This is a genomic window from Nocardia sp. NPDC049149, assembly GCF_043197455.1.
Taxonomy (GTDB): Bacteria; Actinomycetota; Actinomycetes; order Mycobacteriales; family Mycobacteriaceae; genus Nocardia.
Genome location: NZ_JBICTD010000001.1, coordinates 562,130 through 576,191, shown reverse-complemented (window position 1 = coordinate 576,191; position 14,062 = coordinate 562,130). Strand labels below are relative to the sequence as shown.

Sequence of the window (14,062 nt, the reverse complement as noted above, 5' to 3'; positions counted from 1 at the left end):
TTGATCATCTCCGCGAGATGAGTGAAAAGATACTATTGTTGCGCAGCCTGAGATCTGAAGATGAGATGGATCGCCGATGGGCGGAGGACTATCAGGATGAATACGATAGGCCACGCTTGTTTATCAGCGATGGGATCGAACTGTCCGATGAGTATCCGGCCGGACTGCGGGCATTGTATCGTTTATCGGACAGCCCCGCCTTCGGCGATGTGTATTTCAATCCGCAGCATCTTTTCAAGAGGCAGCCGCCAATTGATGATCAGGGAAACTGTGTGCGCGACGGCAATCTGATTCAAATCGGAAGCGTCGACGAACAATCTCTGCTCCTCGATCTGGATACCGGTGCCGCGCTAATATTTGATTTCTTATACTTCAGGCACGGTCTGGCGGACGGGTTCGTCCTGGAGTGTCCTGATGTAGCTGAACTGGTGAACACCGTCGCGCTCGGTCCTCGTTATTCGGCGATCCACGGCCCGCATGGGCTATGGGCAGAGCCCTGGTGGACAGACGATCCTTGGTATAACTATCTAGTTGAGATAGGAATGATTGTCGGCTCTTGACCAGCATGAGGGGATTCAGTGACCGACCGTCAAGAATACGTGGACGCTTGGGGTTCGCTCGCTTCATCGACGAGGACACGGGGATAACAGGGCGGTCAGAAAGAGCTACCGAGTTGCGGAAAGCCCTTATGGAGATCGATGCGGCGGCATTCAGCAACCCGGAGTCCTGGTGGGCGATGGCACTTTCGAAGCTCGGCGCGAGTACCGTTGGGTAGGCATTTGCGCCGCCTCGAGGTGGGCGCGATGGCTGGGCGGCAGATATCGAATCTCGGTGACTCTCGCATGACGCGATGCGGCTAGATGTCTGCCCACGTCCGTGTGGTTCAAACGCGTGTAATGGCTGACGACCAGAATCAGGAACGGCTCCAGCAAGGCGTTGTGGACACCATTGAAGCGGCGTGTTGGCCGGCAAGTCGATCCTGATCCCGCGGTCGGCCGAGTAGCTAACATCCAAGGTTTGCTGGAGGTCGGCGGCGAAGAGTCCCGGCATCGAAGGGTGGCCTGGAGGAATCCGGGCCACTCGCGGATATCAGTCCAATGGCCGAGCATCGGACGCATTATGCCTGATCAGGCGGTTGCGCGCCGCTCTGCAACCCTGTGCCGACCACCACACCAACCTCACCCCACCCCAACTCAGCGAACAGTCGTACACTGAGAAAGTTAGCTGGTGAGATTCCAACGGCGAAATCTCGCGTTCTGCGTGTGCGAAGCAATGGTCCCTCTCGACGAGGCGGTGGCCCTGTGGACAACGGTCGCGCGATGCTCGAGGCTTGGTGGCGAGACCCCGCCGACTACGCCTGGCTGGCGCGCGCCCTCAACTCCCACGTCGCGATTCGGTGGACGAAGGTCGCTATCGGCGCTGGTGGGGTGTTCTTGGCGGGCATCACGCTGCTCGTGTTGTCATCGGAGACCGGGCCGAGCACTCCGCTCGGTCGGCTGCTCGACTGGATCATCACCGGGTTCGCGGTGTTCTGGGCCGTGCGCTGGTGGACGTTGCCGTGGCCGACGCGGACTGAATCGTTGCTACTGTTCGCCGCCGCGGATGTCTCGATCACGGTGGCCAACCTGCAGGAGTCGAACCGGGTATACGGCGCGATCGGCGTCATTCTGCTGGTCGTCACCGGCGGCTATCTCGCGGTCATGCACAACGCCAAAGTTCTTGCCCTGCATGCGGGTTGGACGGTGTTGTCGAGTGTCGCGCTGACGGCGCGCATGGTGGTGGCCGGCGGTGACCTGTTCCTCGGCGTCGCGATCGTGTTGATCTCGCTGGTCGCTGGCGTCATCATGCTGCCGTCGATGCAGTTCTTCTACTGGGTGCTGCGCCAGGACGCGGTCACGGATCCGCTGACGAAGCTGTTGAACCGGCGTGGCCTGGAACTGCACCTGGTCAAGATGGTCGAGACGGGCTGGCACGGCCCGGTCTGTGCGATCGCGGTCGATCTCGATCGGTTCAAGGACGTCAACGACAGTTTCGGTCACCGGGTGGGTGACGAGGTCCTGACCAGCACAGCAAGCCGGTTGCGCGCGGTAGAAACGTCCGGGATGGTGGTGTCGCGGACGGGTGGCGAGGAGTTCCTGATCTTCGGGCGGCTCGACGCGTCGACGGCGCGCACCGCGGCGGAGTTGATTCGTCGAACGGTCGCCGAGCAGGAGGGCCCGGTCGCGGTGACCGCGAGCGTCGGCGTCGCGTTGTTCGACGGCCGCTGTGCCTCGCCGACGCCCTACTCGCTGATCAGCTGCGCCGATACCGCGATGTATCGCGCCAAACAACTCGGCGGCAATCTGGTTGTCGTCCAAGAACTGTCAGCTCGAACGCCACCTGTCGTCGTACCCCGAACGCCACCTGACATCGGCCCCCGAACGCCACCTGACATCGGCCCCCGAACGCCACCTGACATCGGCCCCCGAGCGCACCATGAAGGACAGCACTCGCACATCCCGTGACAACGAAAACGGCCCGGAGCAATCCGGGCCGTTTTCGTCGTTGTCAGTGGATCAGAACGCCGCTTCGTCCAGCTCCATGATGTCGTTGTCCAGGTTGGCCAGCACCGCGCGCACCGCGGTCAGCTCGGGAAGCATGTTGCGCGCGAAGAACTGCGCAACAGCGACCTTGCCCTGGTAGAACGACTCGTCGGCGCCGGTGGCCCCGTTGTCGAGCGCCTTGATGGCGACCTCGGCCTGACGCAGCAGCTGCCAGCCGATGAGCAGGTCGCCGACCGCGAGCAGGAAGCGCACGGAACCGAGGCCGACCTTGTACAGCTCGGACGGGTTCTCCTGCGCGCCCATCAGGTGGCCGGTGAGCGAGGCCGCCATGGCCTGCACGTCCTCGAGCGCGGTGGCGAGCAGCTTGCGCTCGCCCTTCAGGCGGCCGTTGCCCGCCTCCGACTCGATGAACTTCTGGACCTGGCCTGCCACGTGCGCCAGCGCGACGCCGCGGTCACGGGCGATCTTGCGGAAGAAGAAGTCCTGCGCCTGGATCGCGGTGGTGCCCTCGTACAGCGAGTCGATCTTCGCGTCCCGGATGTACTGCTCGATCGGGTAGTCCTGCAGGAAGCCGGAGCCGCCGAGGGTCTGCAGCGATTCGGTCAGGTACTGGTAGGCCCGCTCGGAACCGACACCCTTGACGATCGGCAGCAGCAGGTCGTTGACGCGGAACGCGACATCGGCGTCCGCACCCGAAACCTGCTGGGCAATATCGGCATTCTGGTGTGCGGCGGTGTAGAGGTACACCGCGCGCAGGCCCTCGGCGTAGGCCTTCTGGGTGGCCAGCGAGCGCCGCACGTCGGGGTGGTGGGTGATGGTCACGCGGGGCGCGGCCTTGTCGGTCATCTTGGTCAGGTCGGCGCCCTGCACCCGGTTCTTGGCGTAGTCGAGTGCGTTCAGGTAGCCGGTCGACAGGGTAGCGATGGCCTTGGTGCCCACCATCATTCGCGCGTTCTCGATGACGTCGAACATCTGCGCGATGCCGTTGTGCACCTCGCCGACGAGCCAGCCCTTGGCCGGAATGCCGTGGCCGCCGAAGGTGACCTCACAGGTGGCCGAAACCTTCAGGCCCATCTTGTGCTCGACACCGGTGACGAAAACGCCGTTGCGGTCGCCGAGTTCGCCGGTCTCGTGGTCGAAGTGGAACTTCGGCACGAAGAACAGCGACAGGCCCTTGGTGCCGGGCCCTGCGCCCTCGGGGCGCGCCAGCACCAGGTGGACGGTGTTCTCGAACAGGTCGTCGGCGTCACCGGAGGTGATGAAGCGCTTGACGCCCTCGATGTGCCAGGTGCCGTCTTCTTGCTTGATGGCCTTGGTGCGGCCCGCGCCGACGTCGGAACCGGCATCGGGCTCAGTGAGCACCATGGTGGCGCCCCAGTCGCGCTCGACGCCGATCTTGGCCCACTTCTTCTGCTCTTCGGTGCCGTTGTTGTAGAAGATGGCGTTGAAGCCGGGGCCCGCCGCGTACATGTAGGCGGCAGGCGCCGCACCGAGGATCATCTCGCTGATGGCCCAGTGCACGGTCTTCGGCACGGCGAGCCCGCCGAGCTCCTCGGGCAGGGCGAGCTTCTCCCAGCCGCCTTCCTGCAGAGCGCGGAAGGACTTCTTGAACGACTCGGGAATGGCGACGGTGTGGGTTTCCGGATCGAACACCGGCGGGTTGCGGTCGGCGTCGGCGAAGGACTCGGCGAGCGGGCCTTCGGACAGGCGACGCACCTCGCTGAGCATCTCCTTGACGGTGTCTGCGTCGAGGTCGCCGTAGGCGCCGCTGTCGAGGATGGAGCCAAGACCCAAGACCTCGAAGAGGTTGAACTCCAGGTCGCGGACGTTGCTCTTGTAGTGACCCATGTCGGTACTCACTCTCCGTTGAGTTGGTGCGGTCGGTTGGTTAGCCGTTCCCGCCCGTTTGTTCGCTCCACCGGTAGCCGGTTTTCCGCATGCTACTCGCGGGTAACTTAGAGCCCATATTACCGACCAGTAATGGGCTCGCAAAGGCTCGAGCGAGCAATGTGACGCGAAAAACAGCGACACGCGGTGGGGCGCGGAGTAAACACGCCGACCCGGTTACCGTGAAGTGTGCGCATCGAGACGAGTGCCGGACCGGCCGAGATCGAGCTCGACCAGCCGCGTAAGCCCGCCTTCCTGCTGCTTCTCACGCATGGCTCCGGCGGCGGCGTCGACGCCAAGGACATCCTGACCGTGCGTGATGCGGCCGTTCAACTGGGTGGCGCGGTGGCACGGGTGGTGCAGCCGTATCGGGTCGCTGGACGGCGCGCGCCGGGGTCCGCGGTGAAGCAGGACGAGGCGTGGCTGGAGATCGTCGCTGCCTTGCGCGCGCGGAAGAAGAAGATTCCGTTGATCCAGGGTGGGCGGAGCAACGGGGCTCGCGTGGCCTGCCGGACAGCGATCGAGGTCGGCGCGCGCGGGGTGATCGCGCTGTCGTTTCCGCTGCATCCGCCGGGGAAGCCGGAGAACTCGCGCCGCGCGGAGTTGCTCGCACCCGGCGATATCGAGGTGGTCGTCATCAACGGCGGCAGCGACCCGTTCGGCATCCCCGATCCGGCCGATGCCGCGGAGGTCAAGGTGATCGCGGGGCAGCCGCATTCGTTCCGCACCGGATTCGATGTCATCGCCGAGACCGTCACGCCGTGGCTGCAGCGCTGGAGTGCATGATCGGAGGCATCGGTTTTCGTCGGTCGGAGATCGGTGTAGTACCGCAGTCGACCCACTGCCGCATCCCTCGTCGGCGGGATGGCTGAAAGTGCTTGTCGGACTGGGGTTCTAGCTCCACGGCCCGATGTAGTAGGACGGCTCGGTCACTACCGTTCCACCCATGCAGATCGGCCTTTTCGCCTGGTTGAAGCGCAATTCGTCACCACTACGCACGCCGGCGCTCGTCGCGGTCGGGGTGCTCGCGTGCCTCGGTATCGGCGTACCCGCCGCGTCCGCCGAGCAGGACATCGTGCAGCAGGAAGTCACGTTCGACAGTCACGGCGTGACGCTGCACGGCACCGTCTTCGTCCCCCGCGCCGACGCCGCCGTGCCGAAGCGTCCAGGCATCGTCCTTGTCCACGGCGCTGGGCCGGGCCCGCGCGCCAAATACGCGCCCGAGGCCGAGGTGTTCGCCCGCGCGGGCATCGTCACGCTGGCCTTCGACAAACGCACCGACGGCTACTCCCTCGCGCACCGCGACTTCGACCTGTTGGCCGACGACGTGCTCGCGGGCGTCGCGACGCTACGCAACCGCGCCGACGTCGATCCGACGCAGGTCGGTCTGTGGGCATTGAGCGAAGGCGGCTGGGTGGCGCCACTTGCCGCCGCGGCCGCGCCCGACCTCGCGTTCCTCGTGACGATCGGCGCCTCCGGCTTCGAGCCGCTACGCACCCAGACCTGGAACCTGGGCAATCAGCTACGCCACCAAGGGATTTCCGAGCCGCTCCGGGACGTGATCGCCGGACCGGGCGCCCAGCACATGGCCGACACCGGACTCTTCCCGGAAGCCTGGCACGACCCGGTGCCCGTGTTGGAGCGCCTACGCCTGCCGGTGCTGGCGCTGTGGGGTGAGCACGACACGTTGTGCCCGCCCGCCGAGAGCGCCGCGGTGTTCCAGCAGGCGTTGGCGCGCGCCGGCAATCAGCACGTGACGATCCGGTTCGTCCCTGGCGCAGGCCATACCGGGCACGTGACCACCGATGGCTTCGACAAGGTCGGCGGCCTGATCTTCAACGGCAAGCCGCTCGGCGCGCTCGGGCCGGTCTACACCGAAACGATGACATCGTGGATCCAGTCGGTCGTCGCAGGTCGTGCGCCGGTGTCGAATGCCGAAGCTGTTCCTGCGCAATCTGATACGAGCCGCGCGCCGTCGAGCGGAGCCTGGTACGAGGCGGCCGCCGTGCGATACGCCGCCTTGGCGGTGATGCTGATCGGATTCGCCGGGTATCCGTTGTCGGCGTGGGTCGGGCGCACCGGCCGCAACCCCGTGCGATGGCCTGCCCGAGGGTTGGCCGCGGCCGGGCTCGTTGCCGTCGTCGCGACCCTGTCCTATCTCCTGTCGATTTTCGCAACCAGCGGCGAAGGCGCCACCGCTCTGGTGGCAGGACGCACCCTGCCGTGGTTGATGTTGCAGATCAGTGCCGTCGGGGTGCTACTTGCCACCGCCGCGACCGCGATCAGTTGGTGGCGTGCCCGCGATCAGGTGGTCGGGGCGCTCCGCGTTCGGCTCTGCGTGCTGGTGCTCGCCGGTCTGGTGTTCATCCCGTGGGCACTGGAATGGCAGCTACTGCGGTGACCTCATGCGCCGGACTCCAACTCGGCCGGTCCTGTCACCGGGCGGGTGGCGATGACCAGGGCATCGATCGCATCGCGACCCTCGGTGGGTCGATAGACGCGGTCCGCGAGCCGGATGCGAATGGGGCTGTCGCCCAGGTCGGCCGCGATGTCGTCCGGAGTGAACAAGATCGAAGGGTCCTGCGGCCCGCCGTAGCCCTCGGTGAGGTTGAGGGTGTCGTGGCCGAGCACGAGCAGGGTGCCTTCCGGGGCAAGCAGTTCCGCGGCGGCGCGGAGCACGACGCGCCGCTCGTCCTTCGGCAGATGCAGGAAGACCATCAGGATCAGCTCGAACGGACCGGTGATCTCGGCGGCATCGAGGTCGGTGACGTCGGCGCACTGCCAGGTGATGCGGCTGCGGACCGAGCGGGACAGCCGAGTGGCGACGGTGCGGCCCTTGTCGACGCCGACCTGGGAGTAGTCGACGGCGTGCACCTGCCAACCGTGGGTGGCCAGCCACAACGCGTTGCGACCCTCACCGCAGGCCAGGTCGAGGGCGCGCGGCAGCTCGGGGGCCGGACCGTCGGCCGTGTCGGGCTGGAGCGGCGTGCGGCGCTCCAGCCCGTAGACGTGCTCCACCACCGTGTTGTTCGGTGGTGCGCCCCAGACCAATTCAGTTTGCGCGTAGCGCTCGTCCCAATCGGTCGCATCCATGTCCGCGAGTCTATTGATCGTGGACCGGGGCTTACACGGAGACAGGCTCCGGCAACCAGTGCACCGGTGTGGCTTCGCGAATGTGCACCAGGACGTCGAAGGCACCGGCCAGCGAGTCGACCGCGAGATACGCGCCTGCATCCTCGGCCGGGTCGTACATGCCGCTGATGATGCGCGCCTTGGCCGGAGCGTCGAGCCATGCGCGCACCGCTTCGGGCGCGTCGGCATGCAGGTCTACGTAGTAGACGGGCAGGTCGATGCCGCCGAGGATCGCATCGATCAGCTCCGGTTGTGGATCGGGCGCGACGGCGACGCCGAGGTCGCCGTGGTGGAAACCGATGGCCACCGACGTGTATCCGGTGCCGAACGCGTCATGCAGGTAGGTGCCGATGCCACGGAATGCGGCCGTCCCCAACGCTGCTCCGAGGTTCATCGTGAGGGCGATGCCGTCCCAGTAGACGACCTTCGCGCCGGTGCGGTGCTGCCAGTCGATGACCCGCTGGCCCGCGGCGCTCGAGTCGCGGCCGAATCCGCCCTTTCCGGCGACGCTGTTGGCGTGGAAGTCGACGATCAGCTGCGCGTGCGCCAGTGCCTCGGCGTATTCCGTTGTTTTCGGCAAGGTTTCGACCAATGCCAGGGCAGCGCGCGCGTCCTCGACGAAGGGGCGACCTGGATGGATGCCCCGATGCCGCTGGATGTGCTCGTCGATCCGGTGCGCGGTGCGGATCGGCGCGAGGTGAGTGTCGATGGCGGACAGTCGATCCGGTGCCACGCGTCGCACGTAGTCGAGGACAGCGTCGTAGTCCGTGGCTTCGGCGCGCGGCGGTTCGACGCCGAGGATGCGGATCGGGTCGTCCGGATGCGCCTGGTTGAACGCGCGGATCCAGCGCAGTGCCGCAACGGTTTCCGTGGTTCGCCAGGGCGCCCACGAGTCGGCCAGCACCGATTCGGGGTCGCCGATCCCGGCGCGCACGTAGTCGTCCCAGCGGGCACCGGACCGGGCACTGTCTTGGATGGCCAACCCGCGGAAGCCATATCGTTCGACCAGTGCGCGGAACACCCGCTCCTGGATTCCGGACACCTGCTGGGAGAAGCGCGTCGACTCGCCCAGCCCGACCACCGTCGCCGACCCGAGCCGGTCGATCAGCGGATCGAGATCGGCGCCTGCGGCGTTCGGATCGGTGCCGAGCACTGGCCGGGCGTTGGCGCTGAGCCATTCGCGCACTGCGGTTTCCATGGTTCCTCCTGAAAGACGATCCGACGCGACCCAGCCTCATACATGAACTAACGTTGAGGTCAAGGGTCGCGCCGGATCGTGGAGAACCCGTCGCGAAACCTTTACAGCGTCGTGCGCATGAGCAGCACGTTGTACTGACTGTGCACGGTCGTCAGGTAGTACAGATCACGCCCGGTCTGGTACGGGAAGATCGACGGGGCATACGCGCTCGGCAGCTCCCTGGTATCGATCAACACCTCGGGATCGCTCCACGGCCCCGTCGGCGCGGCCGCTCGGCGCATGACGACCGAGTTGAACGGGTCGGTGGTGAGCGAGAGGTATTGCCCCAGATACGCGTTGTACATCACCGAGAGTTCGCCGACGCCCCACATGATCGGCGCTGCGGCGTTGACATCCCCGCGCCGCCACCGCTCGCCGTCCCAGTACTCGTATGCGCCGAGGTCGGTGATCTCCGCCTCGGGCACCCGCGCGACGAACGCTTGGTTGTTGCGTCCCGGCGGTGTGCCGTACTCGTAGACGAAGCCGCCGTCCTTGAGGAATGCGTTCATCTGAAAGTTGCTGTTGCCGCCCTCATCCGGCCGCCGGGTAGCGGGCAGTTCGCCCCAGGTTTCCCCGTTGTCGCCGGAGGCGGCGAGCCCGGAATAGTTGGTGCTCCACTGGCCGACCTCGTCCCAACTGCGCACCGACATCAAGCTCATGAATTGCACGCCGCCGACCGAAATGCCTGCTGTCGGAATGCGACTGATCTCCAGGAAGGGAATCTTCGGACTCGGTATCAAATCACGGGCCTGACCGAATACATCCCGGACCACGCTGTCGAAATAAATCCCATTCGCCGGGTTCTGGGTATGGCTACGCGTCAGAATATTCGAGCGCCACGCCCAAAAGCTGCCCGCGAGCAGATTGGGGAAGCCGAGGCCTGCGGTGTCGCCGAAGGCGGTGAGCAGCTCGCCGTTCCCGTTGTCCCACATGATCCCGAGGTCGGTGCCGAGCACGTTGTAGGCCTGGGTGTTGTTCGGGCTTGCCATGCCGGTCATCTGGAACACGGCCTTGCTGCGGCCTGGCAGATTGGGTAGGCCGTTGCTGCCGTTGAGCACCGGAATCGGATTGATCGTGTTCGGGTTCGCGGTGGCCGGGGTGGCAGTGACGGTGAGAAGCAAGGCCGAAGCACCCGCCAACGCTGAAAGCACGATGGATGCTGTTCTGGTCAAGTCTGTGAGCCCTCCGGATTCTCGCCGAGAGCGATGCGAAACACAGACTTCCCGCGATACACAGACCCCTCGCGGTGTGTAACGCACCACAATTCGACTGGCTGGCAAATCCCTCAAATATTAGCAGTGAATTCGCCAAAATGTGGTGCCGAGCCCGGGGGACAGGCCGTTGCCGCGTTAGCTTTTCGAGGACTTCCCCTGTGTTGCCAGCCGAATGATCAGCGGTAGCTGGGTCGCGCGTTCCACTGCGAACGTGCGGCGTGTCGAGGCGTGCCATGCCTTGTCGAAGAGTCGTTTGGCGCCTGCGACGGCATGCGGGGAGCGGGTCGCGATCCGCTCGGCGAGCTTCTCCGCGGCGGCGACCGGATCCGCGGTGACCTCGGTGACCAGGCCGATGCGCTCGGCGTAGGCGGCGTCGACGGTGTCCGCGGTCATGGTCAGCAGCAGCGCCTTGTCGATGCCGATCAGCCGGGACAACGTGGCTGCGCCGGTCATGTCGGGCACGAGTCCGTGCTTGCCCTCCATCACCGAGAACTCCGAGTCCGGGGTGGCGAAGCGGACGTCGGCGGCCAATGCGAGTTGCAGCCCGCCGCCGTAGCAGCGGCCGTGCACCGCGGCGATCACCGGAACCCGCAGCCTGCGCCAGGACCAGCAGGCTTCCTGGAAGGTGTTGGTGCCACGCCACGGTAGCGGCACGAAGCTGCGGACGATGGACAGCGGATCGCCGGTGGCCTTGGCGATGTCGAGTCCGCTGCTGAAGCTGGGGCCGTTGCCGGACAGGATGACCGCGCGCACGTCGTCGCGGCCCGCGATGGTGTCGGCGGTGCGGATCAGGTCTCGGAGCATGTCGATGGTGAGGCCGTTGTGCTTGTCCGGCCGGTCGAGCGTGACGTAGGCGCGGTCGCCGTCGAACCGCAGCGCGATGTTGGTGCCCATTCTCGGATCTTACCCGTGAGTCAGTTCTGGTCCAGTGGGTCATTGCCCGGTGGAACGGGGTCTGTTCTAATCGAACTCAAGTTACCGTCAATGCTGACGGTAACCGCGAGGAGCGGAGGAACAATGCTGCCAGCGGGAATGGACCCCCGAACGCCGGTGCTCGTCGGCGCCGGGCAGGTCGTGCACCGAAACGACGAGCCTGGACTGCCGGGGCCGGTCGCACTCGCCGCCGAATCCCTGCGCCGCGCGGGCGCCGACAGCGGCACCGCCGACCGGCTGCTGCGCTCGGCCGACCTGATCGCGGCCGCCGCGCCGGTCAGCAGGCCTTACGCGGACCTCGGCGCACTCGTCGCCGCCGAACTCGGCGCGACACCGAAGCGGACGATGCAGTCCGTGCGCTTCGGCGGCGACGCACCGCAGCGCCTGCTCAACACCGTCGCGCAGGCCATCGCCGACGGGCAGTCCGACATCGCGCTGATCACCGGCGCCGAGGCGGTGGCCGCATGGAACACCGCGACCCGCACCGGCGCCGCGCTCGACTGGCCGGAGCAGCCGGACGACCTGGCGCCGAGCGAACTCATCGGCTCGGACCGAGCGCCCAACTCCGACATGGAAACCGACGCCGGGATGTGGGGCCCGGTGTACTTTTATGCCCTGATGGAAACCGCGCTGCGCGGTCGGCTCGGACTGGGCGAGGCCGAGCATCGAGCGCGGATCGGCGGCCTGTGGTCGCGGCTGTCCGATATCGCGGCGCGCAATCCCTATGCGTGGCAACCGGAGTCGCACGCCGCCGCCGACCTGGTGACGCCGTCGTCGACGAATCGGCTGGTGTCTACGCCGTATCCGAAGCTGCTCATTGCGAACCTGTCGGTGAATCAGGGCGCCGGGCTGATCGTCTGCAGCGCGGCCGCTGCCGACGCCGCCGGGGTGCCACGGGACCGGTGGGTGTTCCCGCACGGTGGGGCGACCGCGACTGACGAGTGGATCGTCACCGAACGTGCGGACATGTCCGTCTCGCCTGCGATTGCGGCGGCCGGGCAAGCCGCGCTCGGCGCCGCTGGCATCGGCATCGATGAGGTCGCGCACATCGACCTGTACTCGTGCTTTCCGGTCGCGGTGCAGGTCGCTGCCGAGGCGCTCGGCCTGCCGATCGACGATCCGGCGCGGCCGTTGTCGGTGACCGGCGGGCTCACGTTCGCGGGCGGGCCAGGCAACAACTACACCACGCATTCGATCGCGACACTCGTCGGCTTGTTGCGCGAAGACCCCGATGCCTACGGTCTGGCGACCGCGCTCGGCTGGTACATCACCAAACATGGCGTTGGCGTGTACTCGGCGAAACCGCCTGCGCGGCTGTTTCATTCGATCGAAGCGGAGGTGCCTGTGGCGCGCCGTGCGGCCGCGCCCGGCTACACCGGGCCGGTAAACGTCGAGTCCTACACCGTCGTCTACCGCAAGGGCCCCGCACCGGAGCATGCCGACGAGGCGGAGGCTGTTGTGGTCAGTGCCCTCACCCCGACCGGCGCCCGCATACTGGTTCGGGCGTCGGATGCCGAGACTGTCGCCGCATTTGTCGACGGTGATCCGCTCGGCGCTGCGGCCGAGATCGCCGCAGCTGACAAGCTCGCCCTGCTCACCGAGAGGACCGTCAAATGAATTCAGCGTCGCAGAGCGACTCCATGAGGGGTGGTGATCGGGCGGCGGGTGGGCCAGAAGTGATTCTGGTGGAACGGCGTGACGCCATCACCGTGCTGACCGTCAACCGGCCCGAGGCCCGCAACGCCATCAATCTGGCGACCGCACAGGCCATCGAGGCCGCCGTCGACGAGTTCGAAGCCGACGACACCGCCCGAGTGCTCGTGCTCACCGGCGCTGGCGGAACCTTCAGTGCCGGTATGGATCTCGTCGCCGCGTCGAAGGGCGAGATGCCGATGACGCAGCGCCGCGGTCCGCTGGGCATCGCGGCGAAACCTCCGGTGAAGCCGATGATTTCGGCGGTCGAGGGTTTCGCGCTCGCGGGTGGATTCGAGCTGGCGCTCTCCGGCGATCTCATTGTCGCGGCGAGCGATGCCCAGTTCGGCATCCCGGAAGTCAAGCGCGGGCTGGTCGCGGCGGGTGGTGGCGTGCTGCGTCTCACCCAGCGGTTACCGCGCAGCATGGCCGCCGAGCTCGCGCTGACCGGCGGGCGGGTCAGTGCCGAACGGCTCTATCAGCTCGGCCTGGTCAATCGGGTGACCGAGCCCGGTGGCGCGTTGGCCGCCGCGCTGGAGCTGGCCGCCGAAATTGCCGCTGCCGCACCGCTTGCCGTCGCCGCGAGCAAGCGGATCATCGACGAGTCACCGGACTGGACCGTTGCGGAGGGATTCGCGAAGCAGGGTGAAATCGCTTTGCCCGCACTGTTTTCCAAGGATGCCGCCGAGGGTGCGCTGGCCTTCGCGCAGAAGCGCGAACCCCAGTGGCAGGGGCGCTGACCTCCGTGGGAGTACGCGTCCGGGAGACGCAGGCGCAGCGCAGGGCGCGCATGCGCACGCGCCTCCTGGACGCGGCGCTGGAGAGCCTGATCGAGGACGGCTACGCAGGCACAACCACGCTCGCGGTGCAGAAGCGGGCCGGGGTGCCGCGTGGCACGCTGCAGCATCACTTCCCGACCAAGGCCGAGCTGCTGGCCGGTGCGGTCGAACACCTTGCCGCGCGCAGATATGACCAGCTGACCAAGGAGTTCGAGGACATTCCCGCGACGGCGGATCGGCTGGAGGTCGCCGTTGAGTTGACCATGCGGATGCTCAGCGGGCCCTCGTTCCTTGCCGCGCTGGAGATCTGGGTGGGTGCGCGCACCGACCCGGAACTGCTTGCCGCGTTCCTGCCGCTGGAGCGTCGGCTGTTCGAGCTGATGCACAGCAGCATTCGGGACAGTTTCCGGGCGGAGTTCCCCGACGACCCTCGGGTGCCGACGATCACCGAGTTCACCATCGAGATCATGACCGGTCTCGCGATGCGGGTGTTGCTGACCGGTGAGGTGGATCGGAATCTGGTCATCAAGCAGCGCTGGCGGAACGCGGTGCGCATTCTGCTGGGGACGGCGCATCCGGACACGTTGACGGAGCCGCGCCGAGGTCGATAGGCAGGTGGCCCGCCCGTCTGGAAAGTTGTTGTGG

At 66.5% G+C, this 14,062-nt stretch carries 12 protein-coding genes; 7 read left to right on the top strand and 5 right to left on the bottom strand.

All coding sequences use genetic code 11. The features are described from left to right. Window positions 1-17 precede the first annotated feature (17 nt). Both ACGFNJ_RS02790 and ACGFNJ_RS02785 read left to right on the top strand, forming a co-directional pair. Window positions 18-560 (top strand): hypothetical protein, encoded by a 543-nt coding sequence (locus ACGFNJ_RS02790; protein ID WP_393442655.1) that lies wholly within the window; start codon window positions 18-20, stop codon window positions 558-560. 759 nt (window positions 561-1,319) lie between these two features. Next, window positions 1,320-2,504, top strand: coding sequence for a diguanylate cyclase (locus ACGFNJ_RS02785; RefSeq protein WP_393442653.1), 1,185 nt, complete (start codon window positions 1,320-1,322; stop codon window positions 2,502-2,504). A gap of 51 nt (window positions 2,505-2,555) precedes the next feature. Here the strand turns inward: ACGFNJ_RS02785 and ACGFNJ_RS02780 are convergent, their stop codons facing one another. Continuing rightward, window positions 2,556-4,391 carry an acyl-CoA dehydrogenase gene (locus ACGFNJ_RS02780; protein WP_393443725.1) on the bottom strand — a complete coding sequence of 612 codons (1,836 nt, stop codon included), beginning with the start codon at window positions 4,389-4,391 and terminating at the stop codon, window positions 2,556-2,558. Between the two features lie 228 nt (window positions 4,392-4,619). On the opposite strand from ACGFNJ_RS02780, the gene ACGFNJ_RS02775 reads away from it, so the two are divergent. Both ACGFNJ_RS02775 and ACGFNJ_RS02770 read left to right on the top strand, forming a co-directional pair. Further along, on the top strand, window positions 4,620-5,216 hold the full coding sequence (locus ACGFNJ_RS02775; RefSeq protein WP_393442651.1) for an alpha/beta family hydrolase: 597 nt from the start codon (window positions 4,620-4,622) through the stop codon (window positions 5,214-5,216). Between the two features lie 160 nt (window positions 5,217-5,376). Beyond that, complete coding sequence (locus tag ACGFNJ_RS02770; RefSeq protein WP_393442649.1) at window positions 5,377-6,831, top strand: alpha/beta hydrolase family protein; 1,455 nt, start codon at window positions 5,377-5,379, stop codon at window positions 6,829-6,831. A gap of 2 nt (window positions 6,832-6,833) precedes the next feature. Here the strand turns inward: ACGFNJ_RS02770 and ACGFNJ_RS02765 are convergent, their stop codons facing one another. The 4 genes from ACGFNJ_RS02765 to ACGFNJ_RS02750 all read right to left on the bottom strand — a co-directional run bounded on the left by ACGFNJ_RS02765 (window position 6,834) and on the right by ACGFNJ_RS02750 (window position 10,895). Beyond that, window positions 6,834-7,523 carry a class I SAM-dependent methyltransferase gene (locus ACGFNJ_RS02765; protein WP_393442647.1) on the bottom strand — a complete coding sequence of 230 codons (690 nt, stop codon included), beginning with the start codon at window positions 7,521-7,523 and terminating at the stop codon, window positions 6,834-6,836. A 31-nt stretch (window positions 7,524-7,554) separates the two neighbouring features. Further along, complete coding sequence (locus ACGFNJ_RS02760; RefSeq protein WP_393442645.1) at window positions 7,555-8,760, bottom strand: erythromycin esterase family protein; 1,206 nt, start codon at window positions 8,758-8,760, stop codon at window positions 7,555-7,557. 101 nt (window positions 8,761-8,861) lie between these two features. Then, entirely contained in the window at window positions 8,862-9,971 is a 1,110-nt protein-coding gene (locus tag ACGFNJ_RS02755) for a DUF4185 domain-containing protein (protein ID WP_393442643.1), read from the bottom strand. 177 nt (window positions 9,972-10,148) lie between these two features. Next, the gene (locus tag ACGFNJ_RS02750; protein WP_393443723.1) at window positions 10,149-10,895 is read right to left on the bottom strand and encodes a crotonase/enoyl-CoA hydratase family protein; all 747 of its coding nucleotides are present in this window, start codon (window positions 10,893-10,895) and stop codon (window positions 10,149-10,151) included. A gap of 135 nt (window positions 10,896-11,030) precedes the next feature. On the opposite strand from ACGFNJ_RS02750, the gene ACGFNJ_RS02745 reads away from it, so the two are divergent. From ACGFNJ_RS02745 to ACGFNJ_RS02735, 3 genes are read left to right on the top strand one after another with little or no spacing between them, the layout of a single operon-like run. Next, window positions 11,031-12,563, top strand: coding sequence for an acetyl-CoA acetyltransferase (locus tag ACGFNJ_RS02745; protein ID WP_393442641.1), 1,533 nt, complete (start codon window positions 11,031-11,033; stop codon window positions 12,561-12,563). Then, entirely contained in the window at window positions 12,560-13,378 is an 819-nt protein-coding gene (locus ACGFNJ_RS02740) for a crotonase/enoyl-CoA hydratase family protein (RefSeq protein WP_393442639.1), read from the top strand. The genes ACGFNJ_RS02745 and ACGFNJ_RS02740 overlap by 4 nt, the downstream gene beginning before the upstream one ends. A gap of 50 nt (window positions 13,379-13,428) precedes the next feature. Next, entirely contained in the window at window positions 13,429-14,028 is a 600-nt protein-coding gene (locus tag ACGFNJ_RS02735; RefSeq protein WP_393442637.1) for a TetR/AcrR family transcriptional regulator, read from the top strand. Window positions 14,029-14,062 lie beyond the last annotated feature (34 nt).

Bases quoted from the DNA above. Each gene is read 5' to 3' on its own strand.
- ACGFNJ_RS02790 (WP_393442655.1), top strand. From the start codon at position 18: ATGAGTGAAAAGATACTATTGTTGCGCAGCCTGAGATCTGAAGATGAG.
- ACGFNJ_RS02785 (WP_393442653.1), top strand. From the start codon at position 1,320: ATGCTCGAGGCTTGGTGGCGAGACCCCGCCGACTACGCCTGGCTGGCG.
- ACGFNJ_RS02780 (WP_393443725.1), bottom strand. From the start codon at position 4,391: ATGGGTCACTACAAGAGCAACGTCCGCGACCTGGAGTTCAACCTCTTC.
- ACGFNJ_RS02770 (WP_393442649.1), top strand. From the start codon at position 5,377: ATGCAGATCGGCCTTTTCGCCTGGTTGAAGCGCAATTCGTCACCACTA.
- ACGFNJ_RS02765 (WP_393442647.1), bottom strand. From the start codon at position 7,523: ATGGATGCGACCGATTGGGACGAGCGCTACGCGCAAACTGAATTGGTC.
- ACGFNJ_RS02760 (WP_393442645.1), bottom strand. From the start codon at position 8,760: ATGGAAACCGCAGTGCGCGAATGGCTCAGCGCCAACGCCCGGCCAGTG.
- ACGFNJ_RS02745 (WP_393442641.1), top strand. From the start codon at position 11,031: ATGCTGCCAGCGGGAATGGACCCCCGAACGCCGGTGCTCGTCGGCGCC.
- ACGFNJ_RS02740 (WP_393442639.1), top strand. From the start codon at position 12,560: ATGAATTCAGCGTCGCAGAGCGACTCCATGAGGGGTGGTGATCGGGCG.
- ACGFNJ_RS02735 (WP_393442637.1), top strand. From the start codon at position 13,429: ATGCGCACGCGCCTCCTGGACGCGGCGCTGGAGAGCCTGATCGAGGAC.